Origin of the sequence: Candidatus Erwinia haradaeae (assembly GCF_900698995.1) — a bacterium.
Taxonomy (GTDB): domain Bacteria; phylum Pseudomonadota; class Gammaproteobacteria; order Enterobacterales; family Enterobacteriaceae; genus Erwinia_E; species Erwinia_E haradaeae_C.
Genome location: NZ_LR217735.1, coordinates 798,819 through 823,107 on the forward strand (window position 1 = coordinate 798,819; position 24,289 = coordinate 823,107).

A 24,289-nucleotide genomic window follows, 5' to 3' on the forward strand; every position below is an offset into this window, starting at 1 on the left:
TATAAAATTTTAATAAATTAAATATTTTAGACTACTTAAAAAATTTATAGAGTCTCTCTAGTCATCATAAAAATACACAACATGCTCTATTAATATATTGACGATTAATCTATAATAAATTGAATTCTTTAACCTTAAGCATTACAACATGAATAGTAATACCTTCTCGATACACAAAAAAATCATTAGTTCATTAGAGAATGATCTCATGAGAATAACTAAAAAAAATAATAAAAATCTCAATAGATTTTTGAAAAAAATAAAAAATAGCGATTACCTATTAAGATAGTCAAAGTAAGTTATAATCTTATATATTAAATTTTAAACAAAACTTGGTGTGTAAATTAGCCGGCTGTCAACTATGCGAAACATTCTTTAAAATTTTAAGATTACATTACTAAAGGCAACTAAAATATTGTATGTATTTTTCATTCTACTTCATCATTAATAAGCAGTAATACATAAAATTCTCAGCCTTATAAATTTTTATATTCTTTTGTCGATTAAAAGTAAAATATCAGTGATTATGTAATAAACACTTTACTCATTCAATTTTTGTGTTTAATTTTAAAAATATTAACAAAACATATATAAATAAAAATACTATATTTTTCAAAATCTAAAACAATAGACTGAATAACAGACTTGTCCTGTATAATAGATATATATTTATATCACAAGGGGAAAATTGATGGCTGTACAAAAAAACAAACCTACGCGTTCTAAAAGAGGTATGCGTCGTTCTCATGATGTCTTAACTGAACCTCAACTTTCCGTAGATCAAACATCCAGAGAAATACATCGGCGCCACCATATTACTTCCGATGGTTATTACCGCGGAAAAAAAGTTATCTTTAAATAATTCCACTTTTTTTAAGGTATATTGAAAAATTTAACCTTAAACATAAAATACCATGGGTGGAAATTATGGTTCTTATATTATTTCATCGCCATTATTAATAAACGCTCTGGTATTCAATTTAAATTTAGATATTCTTTTGGTTGGTGATTACAATTTAATTTCATTATTATTTGTTAAATAGATACTTTTTTATAAAAAACCGAAAAAATTATTTCTAATCAATTAGATAATCTGCAAAACACTTGCCCTATGTAAAATTACTCAAAATATATGAAAATCATTCTGTACAACTAACGTCAAAACGGATCAAAAAGGAAAATCATCTGCATATGTAAGCATTAGCAATACTTAGAACAGAGCTACATTAGTCAAGTGTGTTATTAACATAACTTAACATGCTTTATAGATCAATATTAATGACTATTATGTTAGACAACAAAGAAAAAGTCGTACTGCTAACTGTAGGAATTTTGTTAATTAAGATACTATTTTCTAGTATAATATATCATTATAAATTTATTAGTAATATACAGAGACTCTAACTATGAACAGTCCCTGTATAAGCCTAATAAATATTGACATAAAAAAATGAAAAATGACAATCTATTAAAGGTGTTGTATTTTTACTACTCAAAAATCTACAAAAATTTATTCTATTTAGATATATCTAGGATACTTATTTCCTTGCTGATAAAATAAATATGCTTATATATGATGATTTTGCATAATCATTTGTCATATAAACTATAAAAAACACCACCCAAAGGATGTCTCTATTCAAATTAAAAATACTAGATATATCGCAACAATATTATACTAGTTCTTGCTAAAAAGGTTATATAATAAAACATTGAGTAATATAATTCGGACATGCAAATCCTGATTATTTTAATAGTGTCTATTTTTTAGGTTTTTAGAATGCAATAATAACAAGCCAATGGTTCCAAAAATTAAAATACATTAATCTCAGATATATAGAATATATAGCAAACTTTGCAGAAAAAAGCTTTTTAAAAATATTTTATACACATCTACAAGCTATCTCATTACCAAAGAGCGACTAAAGTACATGTATACAAAGATTATTGGTACAGGTAGCTATTTACCAAAGCAGATACGAACAAATGCCGATCTGGAAAAAATGGTAGACACGTCAGACGAATGGATTAGGTCTCGCACCGGTATTTGTGAGAGGCGCATTGCACACCCAAAAGAAAATGTAGCAACCATGGGTTTTCAGGCAGCACTTAATGCTTTAGAAATGTCTGGTATTAAAAAAACTGATATTAATCTAATTATAGTAGCTACTACATCTTCCAGCCATGCCTTTCCAAGTTCTGCCTGTATGATTCAAAAAATGCTAAAAATTAATGATGCAGTATCTTTTGATCTATCTGCAGCTTGCTCTGGTTTTACCTATGCACTAAGTGTAGCGGATCAATATATCAGGAGCCATTCCATAAAATATGCATTAGTAATTGGATCTGACGTTTTATCCCGTATGTTAGACCCTCATGATCGTGGAACACTAATTTTATTTGGAGATGGTGCTGGAGCGGTGGTTCTAGGCGCAAGCAAAGAGGAAGGAATTATTTCAACACATCTTCACGCAGATGGACAATATGCCCCTTTGTTAACGTTACTCCATCAGGATCATAAGAAACTACAGCATCCTTCTTATATTAATATGGTTGGACATGAAGTTTTTAAAATAGCTGTAACTAAATTAGCACATATTGTTGAGGAAACCCTAAAAGTCAACAATCTTATCTGTTCTGATATAGACTGGCTAATTCCACATCAAGCAAACCTACGTATTATTAATGCTACTGCGCGAAAATTAGGTTTAGATATGACTAAAATTATCATTACTCTTTACCGTCATGGTAATACTTCTGCAGCTTCTGTGCCTTCAGCGCTTGATACAGCAGTTCGTGATAATCGTATTCAGCGCGGTCAATTATTACTTCTTGAAGCCTTTGGAAGTGGGTTTACTTGGGGGTCGGCTTTAGTGCGTTTTTAATTATCAAAATATTAATGATAGGAAAAGTTATGAAATTTGCAATGATTTTCCCAGGACAGGGAGTGCAAAAAAAAGGCATGTTAAACGATTTAGCTGCAACCTATAATAAAGTGGAGCAAACTTTTACAGAAGCCTCAGATGTACTTGGGTACGATCTTTGGAAGTTAGTACAAAAAGGGCCAACCGAAAAATTAAATCAAACCCGGAGAACTCAGGCAGCTATATTAACGGCATCTGTTTCCATTTTTCGTATTTGGCAAGACGAAAGTAAAAATATGCCAACAATACTTGCAGGACATAGCTTAGGTGAATATAGCGCTTTAGTTTGCTCAGAAGCTCTATCATTTACTGAAGCCATTAAACTAGTAGATCTACGTGGAAAATTCATGCAAGAAGCTGTACCCTGAAAATGCAGGCGCGATGCAGGTGATTATTGGTCTAGACCCTGAAATAATAACTAGAGTTTGTCGAGAGTCCGCGCATAATCAGATTGTATCCTTAGTGAATTACAATTCACCTAATCAAGTAGTTATCGCTGGTCATAAAGCTGCAGTAGAACGTGCAGGTGTCGCTTGTAAGATTTCTGGGGCAAAAATTATACTTACTCTTCCGGTTAGCGTACCATCTCACTGCTCTCTTATGAAACCAGCGGCAGAAAAACTTGCGGTAATACTTGAGCAGATACATTTCCATACACCAATTTATCGAGTAATAAATAATGTTGATGTAATGATTCAAACCTCTCCAAACAAAATAAAAACAGCTTTAATCCGTCAATTATATAATCCAGTACGTTGGATGGAAAATATAGAATTTATTGCAAAACAAGGTCTAACGTTATTGTTAGAGATTGGTCCAGGTAAAACTCTTAGCGGCCTAACAAAACGTATTATGCCAACTTTGAAATCGATACCAATCAATGACCCAGAGAGCCTTATCGTAGCGTTGCAAAAGTCACGAGGAAAATAATATGAATTTCGAAGGCAAGATTGCAATGGTTACTGGTGCCAGTCGAGGCATCGGGCGTGCTATTACAGAAACACTAGCTGCGCATGGCGCTAAAGTTCTTGGCACAGCAACTAGTCAGTATGGTGCGGATTCTATTAGCAACTACTTAGGTGATCATGGTAAGGGCGTTCTATTAAATGTAAAAATTGTATCTTCCATTGAACATGTTTTAGAAAAAATTCGCAGTGATTTTGGTGAAATTGATATATTAGTTAATAACGCAGGAATTATACGTGATAATCTAATTATGCGAATGAAAGATGATGAATGGCATGATGTCTTAAACACCAATCTCACCCCTATATTCCGCTTATCAAGAGCAGTCATCAGAGCCATGATTAAGAAACGCACAGGACGAATTATTACTATTGGTTCTATAGTTGGAACTATGGGCAATATAGGTCAAGCAAATTATGCAGCGGCAAAAGCAGGGATAATTGGATTTAGCAAATCTTTAGCTAGAGAAATAGCCTCTCGTGGTATTACGGTTAATGTTGTGTCTCCAGGTTTTATTGATACTGAAATGACACGCTCTTTAAGTGCAAAAAGACAAGCAGATATGATATCAAAAGTGCCTATTGGTCGTTTTGGACTTGCAGAGGAAATTGCTCATGCTGTTGCATTTTTAGCTTCTGAAGAAGCTGCGTATATTACTGGAGAAACATTGCACGTTAATGGTGGAATGTTAATGATCTAACCTTATGATCATGATCATGTATCATAATTATATACAATAAGATACAATCATTAAGTAACTTATCGAAATTTAGTTGCATCTTTTTGAGCATTTTATACACTACAACAATCATCGCGAAAGCGAGTTGTGATAGGAAATAACACTATATGAGCACTATAGAAGAACGAGTTAAAAAAATTATTAGCGAGCAGCTCGGAGTCAAACAGGAAGAAGTTATTAATATTGCTTCTTTCGTAGAAGATTTAGGTGCAGATTCTCTAGATACTGTAGAGTTAGTCATGGCTCTAGAAGAAGAGTTTGATACTGAAATCCCAGATGAAGCAGCTGAAAAAATTACTACTGTTCAAGCTGCCATTGATTATATTAACTCTCGCTAGCAATTTAACACACTTACTAGATATACCTTTCAGGCGATTAAATTATTATCGCCTGAGTTTTAGCTCTAGTAAATCATTTATGCATCACGACGACGAAATATATGCTTTCCATCATGAACATTACCAAAACGACGTTCATATTTTTTCTCAGTAGTATAACGATTTCCTCCTTTATCAGAGAGTGCGCTTAACCCAGTACCTGAAGAAGCAGTACTGACACTGCGTTCACTAAATCGATCTTTACTGCGATTTATATAACGAGGTTGTACATCACCGATTAATTTTATATTAATTGGTTTATTAAGAATATGTGTTTTGGCAACATTCTGTAAAATCGTATGCGAGATATCTTTTGGTAGTTCAATAGTTGCATATGTACTAAACAGTTTAATATGACCAATATCACGACTGCTAATATTTCCTTCATTTACCATAGCGCCAACAATATGACGCACTTCTATACCATTTTCACGACCTAAGTCAATACGATATAATTGTGTGTTACTGTTTTCTCTGCGAAAACGACTTGTATGCCCTAAAGAACGCATGCCACGATCTAAACGATCACTACGTCGATCATTATTAACGTCTCGATACTCCCGACGTATACGCTGTTGTGGTGGATCTATAGCAACGATAAGTGGGCGCTCGCCTTGTGCCATTTTTAACAACGCTGTAGCCAAAGTTTCAATATCTATTGTATCTGCAGGTTGTATTTTATATAATAAAGCACGATATTCTTCCAGATCACCACCATCTAGCTGTTTTTTTACTTTTTTAGAGAAGTTAGCTAAACGACGCTGAGACAAAATTTGAGCATTCGGAAGCTCAACTTCAGGGATATGTAACTTCATATTACGCTCAATATTGCGTAATAAACGACGTTCTCTATATTCTACAAAGAGAAGAGCGCGACCTCTACGACCTGCACGACCAGTACGTCCAATTCGATGTACATAAGACTCTACATCCATCGGGATATCATAGTTAATCACAAAACTAATACGTTCAACATCTAAACCACGTGCAGCAACATCAGTCGCAATTAGAATATCTAATCGACCATCTTTTAAGCGTTCTAGTGTTTGCTCTCGTAACGCTTGATTCATATCACCATTTAATGCGGCACTGTTATAACCGCTGCGTTCAAGCGCTTCAGAAACCTCTAGTGTCGCACTTTTAGTGCGCACAAAAATAATGACAGCATCAAAATCTTCTACTTCTAAAAAACGGGTAAGCGCATCTGTTTTACGACCATAGACAGCCCAATAGCTCTGATTAATATCTGGCCTCGTAGTGATACTCGATTGAATACGTATTTCTTGTGGGTTTTTCATAAAACGCTTAGTAATGCGACGAATGGCCTCTGGCATCGTAGCAGAAAACAATGCAGTCTGATGAGCATCTGGAATCTTGGACATAATCGTTTCTACATCTTCAATAAAACCCATACGAAGCATTTCATCAGCCTCATCTAACACTAAGCCACGTAAATGCGATAAACTTAATGTGCCACGTTTTAGATGGTCAAGCAAACGACCTGGTGTTCCCACTACAACTTGCGGACCCTGTCGAAGAGCACGTAACTGAATATCATAACGCTGCCCCCCATAAAGCGCTACGGTATGAATACCTCTCATATGTTTAGAGAATTCTGCTATAGCTTCAGAGACTTGCATGGCTAATTCACGAGTAGGTGCCAATACTAAGATTTGAGGCATTTTTATGGTTTCATTAATATTATGTATCAGTGGTAATGCAAACGCTGCAGTTTTTCCACTACCAGTCTGCGCCATACCTAATACATCTCTCCCGGCTAAGAGATGAGGAATACATTCAGCTTGAATAGGAGATGGTTTAATATAACCCATACTGTTCAAAGACTTTAAGAGGTCATCTTTTAGACCCAAGGAAGAAAAAGTGGTATAGATATTCGTCATGTAGTAGATATGCCTCTTAGATTTCATCGGCCAGTCTACATAACTCGTCGTGAAAATTATTAGTTATTTTCAGTAAAAAGTGTGAACCGGCTTAAGTTAATGGTTTAAGTAAACTAAAAAAATCATTTATAAAATACTTATTATTCAGAATTTTAAAGACATGAATAATATAATAGAAGATTACTTTTATATCATTATCTGATATAAATATCCTATTTCTCTCTAATTCAAGATCTACTAGATCAGTTTATATCTGTAATAAAGCAAACATTAATCTAATAGTTAGGTTTTTAAGATAAATACCGTTTCCTGATAATCCTTATATTTTTAATTAGGGTGACGTATTTTATTTGAATACAGTACGGTATAATTAAGATATTTAGAATACTAGATATAATTTTTTTGTTTTTATTTAAATTAATTTCTATTCTATCATTAGCAGTGTAAACTTTATAAAAATAAAAGATTTTCAAATCGATTTCCGTTGAGATAAAATAATAATTTTTTCGGCTTTATCTTTCAAATTTTATAGAAAAAATTAAAGCTTTCTACTTGCTAAAAATAAATGAATATATTAATGCTGTGTAGAAATTTCGTAAAAAACCTTTAGCATCTTTTCTAAAAATATTATTATGCCATCATTCAATAATATATTCCTCTATATCATACCTGAGCTTAATGCGCCATACAATATCAGTAGAATTTTTACTTTCTCTGTCTCTCTATTTTTATAGAATCACTATAAGTATAATTAAGCCCCTAATTCCGTTTGAGGCCTAGCCCCCATGCCCCCCTCACCGTATATATCAATATTATCATCTAATGTCATGGAAAAATATCTTACAAATGTTCATGATCTATCCAAAAAAAATAAAGACATTTAATTATATTTTATCGACAAAAAAAATAAAAAAATTAGCATGAGACTGTCATAATTAATAAATTTTTTATTTATAATATAACTTGTGATTCTGCAGGGAAATCTATAACAATTATTATTGTACAGCGTCTTTTATGCTTAAACGAACACGACCTTGTCTGTCAACCTCTAATACTTTTACTGGAATCTCCTGACCGACTTTCACATAATCATTCACTTTTTCAATGCGCTTGTCGGCAATCTGAGAAATATGTACTAAGCCCTCTTTGCTACCACTAATCGCAACAAAAGCACCAAAATCTACAACGCGTGTAACCTTTCCGTTATAAATACGACCTACTATAATTTCTGCAGTAATCTCTTCAATACGACGAATAGCATATTTCGCTTTATCATCATTATTGGCTGCAATTTTTATCACACCATCATCTTTTATTTCAATACTAGTACCTGTTTCTTCGGTTAGCGCCCGAATCACTGAGCCTCCTTTACCGATTAAGTCTTTTATTTTGTCAACACTAATCTGAATAGTATGCATGCGAGGAGCAAACTCCGATAAGTTATCACGAGGCTTGCTAAGCGCTTGATCCATGACGCTAAGAATATGTAAACGCGCACCTTTGGCCTGAGCAAGCGCAACCTTCATAATTTCACGCGTGATCCCTTCAATTTTTATATCCATTTGCAGCGCAGTGATACCTTCTCTGCTACCTGCTACTTTGAAATCCATATCACCTAAATAATCTTCATCACCTAAAATATCAGACAGAACAACAAAATTAACATCATCTTTTACTAAACCCATGGCAATACCAGCTACTGCAGACTGAATAGGGACGCCAGCATCCATTAAAGCTAACGATGCACCACAAACAGATGCCATAGAAGAAGAACCGTTAGATTCAGTGATTTCAGAGACTACACGTACTGTATATGGAAAAGAATCTCCTTTTGGCATCACAGAAAGAATACCTCTCTTAGCTAAACGACCATGACCAACTTCACGCCGCTTAGGTGAACCGACAGCGCCAATTTCACCAACAGAATATGGAGGAAAATTATAGTGGAACAGGAAATTATCAGTACGATCTCCCATTAATTCATCAAGATTTTGCGCATCACGAGCAGTCCCAAGTGTAGCTGTAACCAATGCCTGGGTTTCACCACGAGTAAATAACGCTGATCCATGAGTACGCGGCAAGATACCCGTGCGTATATCTAAAGCACGAATCATGTCTTTTTCACGACCATCGATTCGTGGTTCACCACGCAAAATACGATTACGCACAATATTTTTTTCTAAGGAATGCAGATAATCAGTAATTCCATGCACATCTAACTCTGGATTTTCTGATAATATTTCTTCACTGACTTCAGACTTAATGCGGTTAACCTGTGCATACCGTTCCTGTTTTTGAGTAATATGGTAAGCCTCGCTTAAACGAGATTGAGCTAACTTATCTATCCGAACACGCAGTTTATCATTGAGAATTTCTGGATTCCAATCCCATTTTGGTTTGCCTGCTAAAGCTACTAGAGAATTAATATTCTCAATTACAATCTGCTGTTGATCATGCCCAAATACTATAGCATCTAAAATTTGATCTTCGTTTAATAACGAAGCTTCAGATTCAACCATTAAAACTGCTCTTTGAGTCCCAGAAACCACTAAATCTAGCGTACTTTTTTTTAATTCATCACTAGTTGGGTTTAAAATGTACTGGTTGTTGATATAACCAACGCGTGCAGCACCAACAGGCCCGTTAAATGGCAAACCAGATAACGCTAAAGCAGCAGATGAGCCAATCATAGCCACAATATCTGGATTCACTTGAGGATTAACAGAAACTACGGTAGCGATCACCTGAACTTCATTAAAAAATCCTACTGGAAATAACGGTCGAATTGGACGATCTATCAAACGTGAGGTTAACATTTCGTTTTCACTTGGGCGCCCCTCACGTCTAAAAAAACTACCTGGTATACGACCAGCAGAATAAGAGCGTTCCTGATAGTGCACAGTCAAAGGAAAGAAATTTTGACCTGATTTTTCTGTTTTTTCTCCAACTACAGTAACAAATACCGTAGTATCGTCCATGCTAATCATGACAGCTGCAGTGGCCTGACGCGCCATCATTCCAGTTTCAATGGATATCATATTTTGGCCATATTGAAATTTTTGTACAATCGGAATAAGCAAAATTAGTTCCTTAATATTAAGTCTTGAGTATAGTAACTACTGTAACTAGATCTACTTACATAGATTATCGTGTCACTGGTTTATATAAACACATTAATAACTGACTAATAGTCATTAGATGATTAAATTTTCCTTTAATTTTTAAAAGTCACATATTCAATAAAAATTGCACTGAATCATATAAAATGATATCTACCTCTAATCTTTATCACATTACAAAGAGTCAATTATCTCTCTGGGATAAGCATACAAACATCAATTACATAATCGAAAAGACCCTTTACTAGCGTCGTAAATCCAAGAGATCAATCAAACAAGTATAGCGAGAAATCTGTTGACGCTTAAGATAATCAAGTAACTTTCGACGCTTTGATACCATACGAAGCAATCCTCGCCGACTATGATGATCTTTTTTATGCTGAGAAAAATGACCTTGTAAATGATTAATCTGTGCGGTAAGAAGTGCAACTTGCACTTCTGTCACGCCACTATCATGAGAATGACGACCAAAATCAGAGATAATTTGTGCTTTCATTCTGGTGTTTAGAGACATAAAATAACTCCATTTTTCTAAAATCTATACAAACACTTCAACTACTCACTCCAATACTCTATACATTAAATAGATAGAGCATTTGATAGCATATAGTATTATAAAATAGCAATCTGCAAACATTTAGGTTTTTTAAAATGTTTGTAGCGTGAAATCACCGTTTTTCCTTAAGCTAACACTAACAAGTCTAATGATAGACATAACAATAAACCACGCAGATAGAGAGCAAATATTAATAATAAATTTTATAAAATATACATTTTTAATATGACACTGCTGCTTTTCTGTTAATCTTCGATGTACTATCTAAAAAAGATCTAGATAAAATTCTGCGTGGTACTAATAAATTGTTATTAATAATTTCCGCTATTCCAAGAAAATTAAACTCTACACCTTCAGTAACACGCACCAATCCATTAATTGATGAATTCAGTAATGATACTCTACAACCATTTATGAAATGTTGAGCCATCATGCTTGATAAATTAATCGACGGATAATGAGAAACAGGACTATCCATAGGCATCAATAAAGAATCAAGAAGGTTCTGTGACGAAAGACTGGTGTCTTTTGTATGATTAATAATCGACTTAAGAGATTGCATTGTAATCATATTGGTCATGAGATAATTAGAAACCTGTAAGCGACGCAAATAAGTTACATGTGCGCCACAGCCTAACTTTTCACCAAGATCGTCAATAATAGTTCGAATATATGTTCCTTTTGATACACGAAGATCTAGCTCTATTTCATTTCCATCACAACGTATACATTGTAGCATGCTCACTACAATCTTACGTGATTTACATGGTACGTGCACTCCTGAGCGTGCATATTCATATAATTTACGCCCCTGATATTTAATCGCTGAATACATTGAGGGAGTTTGCTCTGTTTCGCCACGAAAACTCTCTAGAGCCTCCTTCAATATTTTAGTGCTGAACATCACTTGGCGCTCGATTAATAGCGTACCACTGGAATCTGATGTGTCAGTTTTTTGTCCAAGTCTGGCGATCACGCGATAATATTTATCTGCATTTAATAAATATTTCGCGAACTTAGTAGACTCACCTAAGCAAATAGGCAACATACCTGTTGCTATGGGATCAAGCGATCCGGTGTGACCTGCCTTCCTTGCATGATATATATGCTTTACTTGTTGCAATGCCTGATTGGAAGAGATCCCGCAAGGTTTATCTAAAAGCAGAACTCCATGAACATTGCGCTGAAAGTCATAGGAATTTTTCATAACTATAATAAATCTAGTGTTAATAATTGTTTTGCTGCAATCTGACCCTTTTGATAACCTGGAGCAATATCAGAAACTAATTTAGAAATACGCATACCTATCAATAAGGAATTATCATGGTAAAAACTCAGCTTAGGTGTCATTCTAATATTTATCGCCTGACTCAATAAAGTACGTATATAACCAGAAGCCCTAGATAAATTTTGTAAATCAAATGCTATCTCTTCTTCATTTTTATCCTGTAGAAATGTCACAAATACCTTTGCATATGCTAAATCACGGGATACATCAACACTAGATACAGTCATCATGCCATCTAACCGTGGATCTCTTATTTTGTATTGTAAAATAATTGCGATCTCTTTTTGTATTTCTTGAGCAACACGTTGTAACCGACCAAATTCTTTTGCCATTTTTCAATCTCCATATATTGCACTTAGTGGTACACGATTCCCTTCGTGCATTAAGTTAATCAAAGACCAATCTTATACTGTAATGAAACTAATATTTTTACACTATCCACACCTGAGTGGTCATTAACCAAGAGTCCTCTGAATTTCAAAAATTTCAAATACTTCAATCATATCACCGATACGTACATCATTATAGTTCTTAACACCAATACCACATTCGATACCATTACGCACTTCGTTAACATCTTCTTTAAAACGACGTAAAGATTCTAATTCACCTTCATAAATTACTATATTATCACGCAAAACGCGGATGGGATTATGACGCTTAATAATTCCTTCAGTGACCATACAACCAGCAATAGCGCTAAATCGAGGAGATTTAAATACATTACGTACCTCTGCTAAACCTATAATCTGCTGTTTATACTCAGGGCTTAACATACCACTTATAGCTAGCTTCACTTCATCGATGAGATTATAGATTACGGAATAGTAACGAAGATCCAAATTTTCTTCATCAATTATTCTCCGTGCTGTGGCGTCAGCTCGAACATTAAAACCCACTAGAATAGCACTAGATGCAGCTGCTAATGTAGCATCAGTTTCAGTAATTCCACCTACACCAGAACCAATAATCTTAACTTGTACTTCATTGCTGGATAATTTTACTAAAGATTCTGAAATTGCTTCGACTGAACCTTGTACATCAGCCTTTAATACAATATTCATTTCAGATATCTTACCTTCTTCAATGTTAGCAAACATTTTTTCCAGCTGTACTTTTTGTTGTCGTGCTAATTTTACTTCACGGAATTTACCCTGTCGATAAAGCGCAACTTCACGTGCTTTTTTTTCGTCACGTACTACCGTAACTATATCACCAGAAACCGGTACACCAGACATACCAAGAACTGTAACCGGAATCGATGGACCAGCTGTTAACACTTCGCGGCCATTTTCATCTCTCATTCCACGAATACGCCCATACTCCAAACCACATAATACAATATCACCTTTTTTCAGTGTACCTTCTCTTACCAGAATAGTCGCTATTGGACCTCTCCCTTTATCCAAGAAAGACTCAATTACTATACCACCTGCCATACCTTGATGTGCCGCAGTAAGCTCCATAATTTCGGCTTGTAGTAAAATGGCTTTTAAAAGGTCATCAACACCAGTACCGTTTTTAGCAGAAACATTGATGAAAATATTATCACCCCCCCAATCCTCTGGGATAATTCCATGTTGTGTTAATTCCTTTTTAACGCGCTCTGGATCAGCGTCTCTTTTATCACATTTATTTACTGCAACCAAAACAGGTACGCTTGCTGCCTTTGCATGCTGAATTGCTTCTACAGTCTGAGGCATAACACCGTCATCTGCAGCTACTACTAGAATTACAATATCTGTAATTTCTGCGCCACGCGCCCTCATAGCAGTAAAAGCTGCATGGCCCGGTGTATCCAAAAAGGTTATCATGCCATTGACAGTTTCTACGTGATACGCACCGATATGCTGAGTAATACCACCTGCTTCACCTCGAGCTACTTTAGTAACCCGAATATAATCTAGCAATGAAGTTTTGCCGTGATCTACATGACCCATAATAGTGACAACTGGCGCCCTGGATTCCAGGATAACATTAGTATCGCGATCACTCATTAGCGCAGTTTCTAACGCATTTTCACAACGCAACGTCACTTTATGACCCATATCCTCTGCCACCAACTGTGCAGTATCCTGATCAATAAGCTGATTGATTGTTGCCATAGCACCTAATTTCATCATAGTTTTAATCACTTGAGAGCTCTTAACAGCCATCTTATTAGCTAATTCTGCTACGGTAATAGTTTCGCCAATGATCACATCTCGATTAATAATTTGAACCGGTTTATTAAAACTTTGATGTAATAAGCTTGGTTTGCGCTTGCCAAACTTTCCACCACGTATCTGGGCGCGTGCTTCTTCTCGATCTGTTTTGGCTTCTGCGTGCTTGTTGCCTTTTTTTCGAACATGAACCTTGCTTGTTCTTATAACGCGACTACGACGATCACCTTCAACTTGAGCATCGTTCTCATCCTCTGCTTCCCGCGCGTGTGTTGAAGTAGTTAGATGATAATCTCTAGCATCTTCAGTATCTTTAGTTACTGATGTCCATTCTTCACCTTTTTCTTCTGCCATTTGACGTGCCGCCGCTGCTACTTTCTTAGCAGCTTTTTCGATCTTACGGTGGACTTCTTCTTCAGACTTTCGTTTCAATTCAGCAGACTGCGCTTCGCGACGGGCTTTCTCAGTCTGAGAAAGACGTAATGCATCAGAAATCTCTTTTTTGTGACCTTGTGATTCATCTACTGCTTGATATGTAGATATATTAGCTTTTTCAGATTTTAATAGACTATTCTGTAAGTATTGTGCGCTATTTGAAAATTTAGAATGCACTTTTATTTTCGGATGGTTATTGCCTGACTCTATTGTGATACGTTTGCCTTCTGCTGGTGTATCTGTTTGTTTAGTACACAATATAGATTCTTCTCGAGCAACAGAAGACAAAACACTCTTTGTATATATCCTTTTTTTACGTACTTCAACATGGACAGATTTACTTTTCCCTCCAGTTCCAAGAATGCTTAAAGTACTACGCGTCTTACGCTGTAAGGTTAATTTACCAGATCTTTCATTATAATCGTGATTAAGGTAAGCGAGTAGCATCTCTTTTTCACGCTGACTTACAGAGTCATGTATAGACTTTTTTATCCCTGCGTCAGAAAATTTCTGCACTAGGCGTTCTACTGGCATTTGAATCTCTTCGGCTAATAATTTTATAGTTACGTCTGTTATCATACTATCCCTTCCTGCTACAGTTGATTACGCGTCGGAGCCGAACCAACATATATTGCGTGCAGCCATAATTAGTTCACCAGCGCGAAATGTATCGGTTAGTCCATCAATATCTGAGAGATCATCTACACCCTGTTCGGCAAGATCTTCCAAACTACATACCCCTTTCTCTGCTAGTTTAAAGGCTGTTTCTCGATCTAAACCAGTGAGATTAAGTAAGTCCTCAGAGGGTTGTGCTATCGCACAAGCTTCTGTTTTAGCAAGTGCAAGAGTGGTCAATACGTCTTTAGCTCGGTTTTGTAATTTTTCTACGCGACTTGTATCTAGATCATTAATCGCTAAGATCTCATGAATTGGTACATAAGCTAATTCTTCCAAAGAAGAGAATCCTTCCTCCACTAGAGCAGCAGCAAAGGCTTTATCAATATCAAGATACCTAGTAAAAACATCAATGGCAGCATGCTCTTCGGCTTGATGTTTAGCTTGTAAGTCTTCCATTTTCATAACATTTAGACTCCATCCGCTAAGCTGTGAAGCTAGGCGTACATTTTGTCCATTCCGACCAATAGCTTGGGCTAAATTTTCAGATTCTACAGCAATATCCATAGTGTGACTATCTTCATCTACCACAATAGAAGAGACATCCGCAGGCGCCATGGCATTAATCACAAACTGTGCAGGATTGTCATCCCAGAGTATAATATCAATACGCTCACCACCTAGTTCACTAGAAACTGCCTGAACACGTGCGCCACGCATACCTACACAAGCTCCCACAGGATCAATACGCTTATCATTAGTTTTTACAGCAATCTTGGCGCGCGAACCAGGATCTCTAACTGCAGCTTTAATTTCTAGTACTTCTTCAGCGATCTCTGGTACTTCAATACGAAATAGCTCAATAAGCATCTCAGGTCTAGATCTGCTAATAAATAATTGAGTACCACGTACCTCAGGGCGAATAGCATATAAAACCCCACGAATACGGTCACCAACGCGAAAATTTTCTCGAGGTAACATGTCTTCCCGAAGCACTAATGCTTCGGCAACGGTATTCGAACCATGATTTAAACGAACCTCTAGTGAAATATGATCACGAGTAACTTTTTTGACCGTGCTCGTAATAATTTTACCTTCTTTTTTTCGAAATTTATCAATAATCATTGCGCGCTCAGCTTCACGCACTTTTTGAACAATAACCTGCTTTGCGGTCTGAGTTGTAATGCGATCAAAAGTAACAGATGCAATTTGCTCTTCAATAAATTCACCTATAGAAAGAAGCGAATTATCATAGCGCGCTGCTTCTAGTGTAATTTCACAGGTAGGCTGTATAACCTTTTCAACAATTAACCAGCGACGGAATGTTTGAAAAGAACCACTTTTTCTATCAATACTGACGCGTACATCAATATCTTTTTCATATTTCTTCTTAGTAGCTGTTGCGAGCGCACTCTCTAGCGCTTCGAAAATCTTCTCACGTGGAAGCGACTTCTCATTAGAGACAGCTTCTACAACAGCTAAGATTTCTTTGTTCATCCTATTATGCCTCAATTTGGACTTTAAAAGGTGGACAGCCACGTTTTTTCTAGATATTACTCAACTCGCATATTCTCGTTTACTAGATATACAGTAATAGTCAGCATGTGACTCTTTAGCAACTGCATTCTATCTCTCCAATATCGAGATGTTACAGACCTCTTCTAAACAAAACTCATGCTAAATTTCATCTCTTAAAATATACATAACCTTTTTAAAAATCTTAAAAACAGGCAATCTATAAAAAAACAACCACATTATATACAATAATAGTTATATTTTCTTTCAAAGAACATGTGCCCCTGTTAGTTATACAATGCTTATATGGGCTGCCTTTATGTAAAAGCCTAATTCTATGCATGAAGATATTGGAATTTTTGACTACTATGCTTGAGCTCTGCCGACAAAATTAAGAATTAATATTATTTTCTATTGATATATCACAAGGCAAGGTTATATTTTTCATGTAATATACACTTGCAGATATAAAAAAAGGGCACCTAGCCCAATTATTCTTCTTTTTAATAAAAAAACCCCGAAATTTTTCGGGGTTGATTACAACTAAATATTTATAACCCGTTAACATACCTCTACACCGCCAACGACTTTATTCTTCTAAGTAAGATTTATATACCTAAATCCAATATATATCAAATCCTGTTTTCGAGGCGCTGATGTAAAAAAATGGTTGCGGGAGTCGGATTTGAACCGACGACCTTCGGGTTATGAGCCCGACGAGCTACCAAACTGCTCCACCCCGCTGTTTATTATAAACATTCTCCAAGAAAATTAGCAAGTAAAATTTAACTTGGTACCGAGGACGGGACTTGAACCCGTAAGCTCATAAGAGCACTACCACCTCAAGGTAGCGTGTCTACCAATTCCACCACCACGGCAATTTATTAGCATTACTTAAATAAAATTTTTATTAAAATAAAAACATATCCATATATTTTAAAAACAAAATACCTCTCTCAATCTTTAATTATTAACAACACTCTTTTTGACTGGTAAGTGTGCTAATGAAGATGATTTAGATTGAGAAAAACCTATCAATTCATCTACGTTTTGAGTCTTTCGACTATTAATGTTACCAAAAATTAAACTAAGAAAAAAAAATAATATTGCTAGAATAGGGATTACTCTACGAGTAATAAAGTTACCTGACCCATGCGAACCAAATAGAGTATTTGATGCGCCAGCTCCAAATGATGACAGCATAGAACCGCCATGATTATGTTGTGTTAATATTAAGCTTACTAAACTAATAGCGATAAATACATAAATTATCAAAAGAACTTCATACATAATAAGCCTTTTTATTTTATATTCAGATCGTTGATATATGAATTAAGAGATATTTTTATTATTCTTTTATGAAACGCTTAAAAATATATTTAAGAATTATAAGAATTTTATGCTAAGAAATAAAAATAGAACTCTACTGATTCTATCAATACATGTAGTATACATTATTATAAAATCAAATTAAATCAAATCAAAACAACGATTATGATCTATGATCATATATAAACATATTACTATCTAATATGTTGATATAAAACCATAAAAACCAACTTTGATTATCACTAGAATCCTTCTGCTAATACACTCAAATCCTAAATATCTATAAATTTATAACGGAATCTATAGATTTATTTCTTCAGCTCACAAAAAATAACACCTTCACAACACAACATCAGATTTTATAGATATTATTATATAAAATTTTTATCTACACTATTTAATTAATAATTATACAAAATTACTTTAAAATATCACGTAGTACTCTTAAATATTAAAAATCTATTTATATTAATCAATATCAGCTATACTATAAATAAGTACATAAAAAATATTATTTATTTTAAAAAATATTAAGAAATATTAATATAAAAATTATCTTTATACGAAAATATAATTGAGAATCACTGTACATATATTAAACGCACCTCTTAACATAATTAATAATAACGCTCTATAGAATATCTTTAATTACAAAATAGACTGATAACCAGTATTATATACTTTTTTAAAAAAACGAAATATATTATATATCATGTAATATAAATGAAAGTTTCCATTACATGCACAATCTTACAATATCAAATTTTAAGTGATGATAGTCTTTAACCCTCTATAAACACTCTCTAATGATGAAAATATATCTTGATATAATATCATCAACTCAATAAAAATAGATAACCTTTTCCTAATTAATAATAATTACTAAAATTCACGTATATCACTATAAGTTTTTTTTGTCTCTCATAATCTCTTCTACTGCATGAGAAATATAATTAGAGATCAAGCCTACCTGACACTCGTCTTCACCCTCTACCATAACACGCATTAATGGCTCAGTACCAGATACACGCAAAATAACACGTCCTTTTCCTTGTAGTTCCGCTTTAGCTTTATCCGTTACTAATTTGATATGGGCATTCTCTAATAGATTTTTACTACCAATAATCGGAATATTTACTAATTTTTGTGGAAATAATGTAATATCTCTACATAAATCACGCAAGCTTTTATTAGAATATAGCATAATAGCCAGCACCTGCAAGCCGGCTATGATTCCATCACCTGTCGTAGTTTTATCTAATAAAATAATATGACCAGAATTTTCTCCTCCTATCCGCCAACCCTTTATATTTAACATTTCTAATACATTCCGATCACCAACTTGTGCACGCAAAAATGGAATGCATAGCTCTTTAAGAGCTAACTCTAGCCCATTATTACTCATAAGAGTGCCGACAACGCCACCTGTGAGTAAATTTTTCCGTAACTGCTCACGGGCGATTAAATATAAAATTTGATCGCCATCCACTGCATATCCCATGTGATCAACCATAATAATTCGATCACCATCTCCATCATAGGCGATCCCAACATCAGCATGCTCTACCACTACACGTTTTTGCAATAAACAAAGATCAGTTGAACCACAGTCTTTATTAATGTTTACACCATTAGGTTCCACACCAATAGAAATTATGGTCGCCCCAAGTTCCTCTAAAACATTAGGTGCGATATTAAATGTTGAACCATGTGCGCAGTCTACTACAATCTTTAATGTATCCAGAGTAAGATGACTGGGGAAAGTTCTTTTACAAAATTCAATATATTGCAAAGCTGCATCAAAAATATAACCGGAACGTCCTAACGAATCTGAACCTACACAAATTAATGACTTTTCCATTTCACTTTCAATTGCGTCTTCTGCTATATCCGAGAGTTTAACCCCATTAGTTGAAAAAAATTTAATTCCATTATCATAAAATGGATTATGAGAAGCAGAAATAACAATACCTGCTGCAGCACGAAAAGTGCGTGTAAGATATGAAATAGCTGGCGTTGGCATCGGCCCAGTAAAGCATGGAGATAAGCCTGCTGCCAAAAGACCTGTTGCCAAGGCTAATTCTAACATATCACCAGATATTCGTGTATCTTTACCAATAATAACTTTTCTGGACCCGCATTGAGATAATACCCTGCCCACAGCAAAACCTAACTTTAAAAAAAAATCTGGAGTGATAAGTAAATCACCTACTTTACCGCGAATACCATCTGTACCAAAATATTTACATATTCTCATTATATTATTAATCCCTAGCAGAACGCACCTCAGAAACAATCCGTAGTGCCTCTACGGTTTCTCTCACATCATGTACACGCAGAATATGAGCGCCCTGTATAGCTGCAATAACAGCGCAAGCAAGACTACCAATTAAACATTGTGTTGCATTTGTATGCAAAATCTGACTAATCATACTTTTACGAGATAGACCTACTAATAATGGTAAATTAAATTGATGAAAATCCGCTAAATACGCTAGCAATTTATAATTATGTATAATATTTTTACCAAAGCCAAAACCAGGGTCTAATAATAACCGTGATCTTTTGATGCCCTGCTCCTCACAATGAGAAATTCGTTTTGTAAAAAAGTTTTTTACGTCATAGAGCACGTCATCGTAATAAGGTAAATTCTGCATATTATAAGGTTGACCTTGCATATGCATAAGACAGATTGGCAGACCCAATTCTTCTGCCGTGCATAACGCACCAGGTAATTGTAAAGCGTAGATATCATTAATCATATGAACACCAGCGCGAGCGGCCTCCCTCATTACTTCTGGTTTTGATGTATCCACGGATATCCAGATATCAAAACATTTTACAATTGATTGAATAATTGGTATGACACGCGTAAGCTCTTGATCTACGCTAACTGATACAGCAGAAGGATGAGTCGATTGACCTCCAATATCAATAATTGTAGCACCAGAATTAATCATTTCTTCTACATGAGCGCAGGCCTGATCTGGATTATAATACTTACCACCATCAAAAAAAGAATCGAGGGTAACGTTTAATACACCCATAACATGAGGATACGACAAATCAAGTATGGCATCTCTGGCGTATAACTTCATTACAGAGCACACCTTCTCGTAAGTAAGACAAATATATTCATGGTGTACTCAAAATAAATAAAAAGTTAAAAATTTAAAATAATAATATAATATATTATTTTTTACTAAATTGTTATAATATAGTATTATCTACATCTGATATATTAGTCTGATCCAACCACAGATGAAGCTTTTTGTGTTCCGTTGCTCTTAGAGTGATCCATGTCACCAGAATCCTCCCATCCTGCTGGAGGGCGTACCGTGCGTCGTGACATTAAATCATCAATTTGTAGTGCATCAATAGTTTCATATTTGATTAATGCATCTTTCATCGCATGTAGTATATCTATATTTTTATATAGGAGCATGCGCGCTCGCTGATAGTTAATTTCAATTAGAGATTTGACTTCCTGATCAATAATACGTGACGTTTCATCAGACATATGTTTAGTTTTTGCCACAGAACGACCCAGAAAAATCTCACCTTCCTCCTCTACATACAACAGAGGACCAAGTTTTTCTGAAAAGCCCCACTGTGTCACCATATTTCTAGCAATAGATGTAGCCATCTTGATATCATTAGAGGCGCCAGTAGAAACATACTTAATACCATAGATAATTTCTTCTGCTAAACGACCACCATATAAGGTTGATATCTGACTTTCTAGCTTTTGTCGACTAATGCTAATAACATCATCCTCTGGCAGGAAAAAGGTTACACCTAACGCGCGGCCACGAGGAATAATCGTTACTTTATGTACTGGATCATGCTCTGGGACCAAGCGACCAATGATTGCATGACCAGCTTCATGATATGCAGTAGACTCTTTTTGATTGTCTGTCATGACCATTGACCGCCGTTCTACACCCATCATAATTTTATCTTTAGCTTTTTCAAATTCAACCATAGAAACTGCATTCTTATCGCTACGCGCAGCAAAAAGAGCTGCTTCATTTACTAAATTCGCTAAGTCTGCACCAGAAAAACCAGGTGTACCTCTCGCAATAACAGTCGTATTAATATCATTTGATAAAGGAACACAACGCATATGCACTTTAAGAATCTGCTCACGACCCCGTACATCAGGTAATCCAACGACAACTTGTCGATCAAAACGACCAGGGCGAAGTAAAGCAGGATCTAATACATCAGGACGATTAGTTGCTGCAATTACAATAATACCCTCATTACCCTCAAAACCATCCATTTCTACGAGCATCTGATTAAGCGTCTGCTCACGCTCATCATGACCACCACCTAATCCAGCACCTCTTTGACGACCTACTGCATCAATCTCATCGATAAATATAATACATGGTGAAGATTTCTTGGCCTGATCAAACATATCACGAACACGAGAAGCACCTACACCAACAAACATTTCTACAAAATCAGATCCAGAAATTGTAAAAAATGGAACTTTAGCCTCACCGGCAATTGCTTTTGCTAATAATGTTTTACCAGTACCAGGCGGGCCGACCATTAGCAAGCCTTTTGGGATTTTACCACCAAGTTTTTGAAACCGACTTGGCTCACGTAGATAATCTACCAGTTCGCTAACTTCTTCTTTGGCTTCATCGCAACCAGCAATATCAGCAAAAGTAGTTTTTATTTGATCTTCAATTAACATGCGCGCCTTGCTCTTTCCAAAAGACATCGCACCCTTTCCGCCGCCAACCTGTACTTGACGCATAAAAAAGACCCAAATGCCAACGAGCAAAAGCATGGGAAACCATGAGATAAAAATTGATCCCAGAAAGCTGTGCTCTTCCAGTGGTTCCCCAACTACTTTTACGTTTTTACTTAATAAATTATCAAGTAGCTTTGGATCGTTGATGGGAATATAGGTAACATATCGATGATTATTTCTTTTGATAACATTAATCTCACGCCCATTAATACGCGCTTCACGAACTTGATCCTGATTAACTTCCGACAAAAAGGTCGAATAATCAACCCGACGGCCATTTGACTCACTTGGGCCAAAACTCTGAAAGACAGACATTAGAACAACTGCAATAACTAACCAGAGAATTAAGTTTTTTGCCATATCACTCAAGTGCTTAACCTCATATTACAACGGTATTAATAAATAGCGTCAGGCTCTAACTTCCAACTACGCACCCTTTATACTTGAAATGACTGAAGTACTCACAGGCATTTCATCTATTCTGATTATAGTTTTCGACCTGTAGCTACAATGTACACTTCACGTGAACGCACGCGCGAAGATTCCGGTTTACGAATTCTTACCTGCTTAAATTGACTGCGAATTTCTTTAAGATACTTTTCGAAGCCTTCTCCATGGAAAACCTTTACTAAAAAACACCCACCCCGATCTAACACTTTGCCACACATCTCTAACGCAAGTTCACACAAATGCATTGATCTTGCAATATCTATTAGCGGATGACCAGTCATCTTTGGAGCCATATCAGACATTACCATTTGAACTTTACGGTTCCCTGCACACTGCAGTATATTCATTATAACTGATGGCTCTCTAAAATCTCCTTGAAAAAAATCAACACCAATAATAGGAGACATACTCAAGATGTCACACGCAATAATATGACCAGTAGAACCAATTTTCATAGAAACATACTGTGACCAACCCCCAGGTGCCGCCCCTAAATCAATAATAGTCATTCCAGCTTTGAACAATTTATCACTTTTCTGTATAGAATCTAGTTTAAACCAAGATCGAGAACGTAATCCTTGTTTTTGCGCCTGACAAACATATTGATCAGTGAAATGTGCCTTCAGCCATTTTTTGGAACTAGAAGATCGTTTTTTACTAGTCATATCTTTTTTGATCACCGCATAACGGGAGAACTAAAAATGTAACAGCTCACAGTCAATAGTATGGATACAAAAAGATAATACAGATATATTCATGACTCGTGATATAATACACATAATGTCTATAACTCAAATATATTAATTTGCGTTATTTTGAAATTTTAAAATCTTTAGATTATCTTCCTTTTCGAGTACTCACTCTAGTTCTGGTCACGATAATTTATGGTCTTAATAAAATATAAATAATCAACACTTAAAAACATATGACAATCACTATGCTACTAATCACTAATTAAATTACTATCAAAACAAGTGCTTAATATTACCATCTACTTTCTCAATACCCTGATATTTAAAACTTTTTATTACAAGATTATTATTTTTATAACTCTAATTTTATATAAAAAATCATAAAATACTGTGTCACATCAGATCTAAAGATAAACACTCTCTCACACTAATCCTGGTTTACAATTTATAAAT

The 24,289-nt window shown here is 35.2% G+C and carries 17 protein-coding genes, 2 tRNA genes and 1 pseudogene; 5 read left to right on the forward strand and 15 right to left on the reverse strand.

The window, feature by feature from the left end:
- Positions 1 to 691: 691 nt before the first annotated feature.
- The 5 genes and pseudogenes from rpmF (at position 692) to acpP (ending at position 4,967) form a co-directional block, all read left to right on the forward strand.
- Positions 692 to 862 carry a 50S ribosomal protein L32 gene (gene rpmF / locus ERCISPPA3004_RS02500; protein WP_157990526.1) on the forward strand — a complete coding sequence of 57 codons (171 nt, stop codon included), beginning with the start codon at positions 692 to 694 and terminating at the stop codon, positions 860 to 862.
- 1,069 nt (positions 863 to 1,931) lie between these two features.
- Complete coding sequence (locus tag ERCISPPA3004_RS02505; protein ID WP_157990527.1) at positions 1,932 to 2,885, forward strand: beta-ketoacyl-ACP synthase III; 954 nt, start codon at positions 1,932 to 1,934, stop codon at positions 2,883 to 2,885.
- A 29-nt stretch (positions 2,886 to 2,914) separates the two neighbouring features.
- Positions 2,915 to 3,854 (forward strand): annotated as a pseudogene (gene fabD / locus ERCISPPA3004_RS02510) (ACP S-malonyltransferase).
- Between the two features lies 1 nt (position 3,855).
- A complete protein-coding gene (gene fabG, locus ERCISPPA3004_RS02515; RefSeq protein ID WP_157990528.1) occupies positions 3,856 to 4,590 on the forward strand; it encodes a 3-oxoacyl-ACP reductase FabG in 735 nt (244 codons plus the stop codon).
- A gap of 146 nt (positions 4,591 to 4,736) precedes the next feature.
- Positions 4,737 to 4,967 carry an acyl carrier protein gene (gene acpP, locus ERCISPPA3004_RS02520; RefSeq protein WP_157989273.1) on the forward strand — a complete coding sequence of 77 codons (231 nt, stop codon included), beginning with the start codon at positions 4,737 to 4,739 and terminating at the stop codon, positions 4,965 to 4,967.
- 77 nt (positions 4,968 to 5,044) lie between these two features.
- On the opposite strand, the gene ERCISPPA3004_RS02525 is transcribed toward acpP, so the two are convergent.
- From ERCISPPA3004_RS02525 to rlmE, 15 genes are all read right to left on the reverse strand, one after another.
- A complete protein-coding gene (locus ERCISPPA3004_RS02525; protein ID WP_157990529.1) occupies positions 5,045 to 6,907 on the reverse strand; it encodes a DEAD/DEAH family ATP-dependent RNA helicase in 1,863 nt (620 codons plus the stop codon).
- A gap of 16 nt (positions 6,908 to 6,923) precedes the next feature.
- Positions 6,924 to 6,980: a protein YrbN gene (gene yrbN, locus ERCISPPA3004_RS03410; RefSeq protein WP_157990694.1), complete on the reverse strand. Its 57-nt coding sequence runs from the start codon at positions 6,978 to 6,980 to the stop codon at positions 6,924 to 6,926.
- 922 nt (positions 6,981 to 7,902) lie between these two features.
- A complete protein-coding gene (gene pnp / locus ERCISPPA3004_RS02535; protein WP_157990530.1) occupies positions 7,903 to 9,987 on the reverse strand; it encodes a polyribonucleotide nucleotidyltransferase in 2,085 nt (694 codons plus the stop codon).
- 283 nt (positions 9,988 to 10,270) lie between these two features.
- Entirely contained in the window at positions 10,271 to 10,540 is a 270-nt protein-coding gene (gene rpsO, locus ERCISPPA3004_RS02540) for a 30S ribosomal protein S15 (protein ID WP_157990531.1), read from the reverse strand.
- Between the two features lie 262 nt (positions 10,541 to 10,802).
- Positions 10,803 to 11,789, reverse strand: a complete 987-nt coding sequence (gene truB / locus ERCISPPA3004_RS02545; protein WP_157990532.1) for a tRNA pseudouridine(55) synthase TruB — start codon at positions 11,787 to 11,789, stop codon at positions 10,803 to 10,805.
- Positions 11,790 to 11,791: 2 nt separating this feature from the next.
- Positions 11,792 to 12,202, reverse strand: a complete 411-nt coding sequence (gene rbfA / locus ERCISPPA3004_RS02550) for a 30S ribosome-binding factor RbfA (RefSeq protein ID WP_157990533.1) — start codon at positions 12,200 to 12,202, stop codon at positions 11,792 to 11,794.
- 123 nt (positions 12,203 to 12,325) lie between these two features.
- Positions 12,326 to 15,046 (reverse strand): translation initiation factor IF-2, encoded by a 2,721-nt coding sequence (gene infB / locus ERCISPPA3004_RS02555; protein ID WP_157990534.1) that lies wholly within the window; start codon positions 15,044 to 15,046, stop codon positions 12,326 to 12,328.
- 24 nt (positions 15,047 to 15,070) lie between these two features.
- Complete coding sequence (gene nusA / locus ERCISPPA3004_RS02560) at positions 15,071 to 16,579, reverse strand: transcription termination factor NusA (protein ID WP_157990535.1); 1,509 nt, start codon at positions 16,577 to 16,579, stop codon at positions 15,071 to 15,073.
- A 685-nt stretch (positions 16,580 to 17,264) separates the two neighbouring features.
- A tRNA-Met gene (locus ERCISPPA3004_RS02565) sits at positions 17,265 to 17,341 on the reverse strand.
- Between the two features lie 47 nt (positions 17,342 to 17,388).
- Positions 17,389 to 17,475: transfer RNA gene (locus ERCISPPA3004_RS02570), tRNA-Leu, on the reverse strand.
- A gap of 85 nt (positions 17,476 to 17,560) precedes the next feature.
- Positions 17,561 to 17,887: a preprotein translocase subunit SecG gene (gene secG, locus ERCISPPA3004_RS02575; RefSeq protein WP_157990536.1), complete on the reverse strand. Its 327-nt coding sequence runs from the start codon at positions 17,885 to 17,887 to the stop codon at positions 17,561 to 17,563.
- A gap of 940 nt (positions 17,888 to 18,827) precedes the next feature.
- Entirely contained in the window at positions 18,828 to 20,183 is a 1,356-nt protein-coding gene (gene glmM, locus ERCISPPA3004_RS02580) for a phosphoglucosamine mutase (RefSeq protein ID WP_157990537.1), read from the reverse strand.
- Positions 20,184 to 20,190: 7 nt separating this feature from the next.
- Positions 20,191 to 21,024 carry a dihydropteroate synthase gene (gene folP / locus ERCISPPA3004_RS02585; protein WP_157990538.1) on the reverse strand — a complete coding sequence of 278 codons (834 nt, stop codon included), beginning with the start codon at positions 21,022 to 21,024 and terminating at the stop codon, positions 20,191 to 20,193.
- Positions 21,025 to 21,167: 143 nt separating this feature from the next.
- Positions 21,168 to 23,054: an ATP-dependent zinc metalloprotease FtsH gene (gene ftsH, locus ERCISPPA3004_RS02590; RefSeq protein ID WP_157990695.1), complete on the reverse strand. Its 1,887-nt coding sequence runs from the start codon at positions 23,052 to 23,054 to the stop codon at positions 21,168 to 21,170.
- Positions 23,055 to 23,179: 125 nt separating this feature from the next.
- Positions 23,180 to 23,809 (reverse strand): 23S rRNA (uridine(2552)-2'-O)-methyltransferase RlmE, encoded by a 630-nt coding sequence (rlmE, locus tag ERCISPPA3004_RS02595; protein WP_157990539.1) that lies wholly within the window; start codon positions 23,807 to 23,809, stop codon positions 23,180 to 23,182.
- Positions 23,810 to 24,289: the final 480 nt, after the last annotated feature.

Bases quoted from the DNA above. Each gene is read 5' to 3' on its own strand.
- rpmF (WP_157990526.1), top strand. From the start codon at position 692: ATGGCTGTACAAAAAAACAAACCTACGCGTTCTAAAAGAGGTATGCGT.
- ERCISPPA3004_RS02505 (WP_157990527.1), top strand. From the start codon at position 1,932: ATGTATACAAAGATTATTGGTACAGGTAGCTATTTACCAAAGCAGATA.
- fabG (WP_157990528.1), top strand. From the start codon at position 3,856: ATGAATTTCGAAGGCAAGATTGCAATGGTTACTGGTGCCAGTCGAGGC.
- acpP (WP_157989273.1), top strand. From the start codon at position 4,737: ATGAGCACTATAGAAGAACGAGTTAAAAAAATTATTAGCGAGCAGCTC.
- ERCISPPA3004_RS02525 (WP_157990529.1), bottom strand. From the start codon at position 6,907: ATGACGAATATCTATACCACTTTTTCTTCCTTGGGTCTAAAAGATGAC.
- rpsO (WP_157990531.1), bottom strand. From the start codon at position 10,540: ATGTCTCTAAACACCAGAATGAAAGCACAAATTATCTCTGATTTTGGT.
- truB (WP_157990532.1), bottom strand. From the start codon at position 11,789: ATGAAAAATTCCTATGACTTTCAGCGCAATGTTCATGGAGTTCTGCTT.
- rbfA (WP_157990533.1), bottom strand. From the start codon at position 12,202: ATGGCAAAAGAATTTGGTCGGTTACAACGTGTTGCTCAAGAAATACAA.
- infB (WP_157990534.1), bottom strand. From the start codon at position 15,046: ATGATAACAGACGTAACTATAAAATTATTAGCCGAAGAGATTCAAATG.
- nusA (WP_157990535.1), bottom strand. From the start codon at position 16,579: ATGAACAAAGAAATCTTAGCTGTTGTAGAAGCTGTCTCTAATGAGAAG.
- secG (WP_157990536.1), bottom strand. From the start codon at position 17,887: ATGTATGAAGTTCTTTTGATAATTTATGTATTTATCGCTATTAGTTTA.
- glmM (WP_157990537.1), bottom strand. From the start codon at position 20,183: ATGAGAATATGTAAATATTTTGGTACAGATGGTATTCGCGGTAAAGTA.
- folP (WP_157990538.1), bottom strand. From the start codon at position 21,024: ATGAAGTTATACGCCAGAGATGCCATACTTGATTTGTCGTATCCTCAT.
- ftsH (WP_157990695.1), bottom strand. From the start codon at position 23,054: ATGGCAAAAAACTTAATTCTCTGGTTAGTTATTGCAGTTGTTCTAATG.
- rlmE (WP_157990539.1), bottom strand. From the start codon at position 23,809: ATGACTAGTAAAAAACGATCTTCTAGTTCCAAAAAATGGCTGAAGGCA.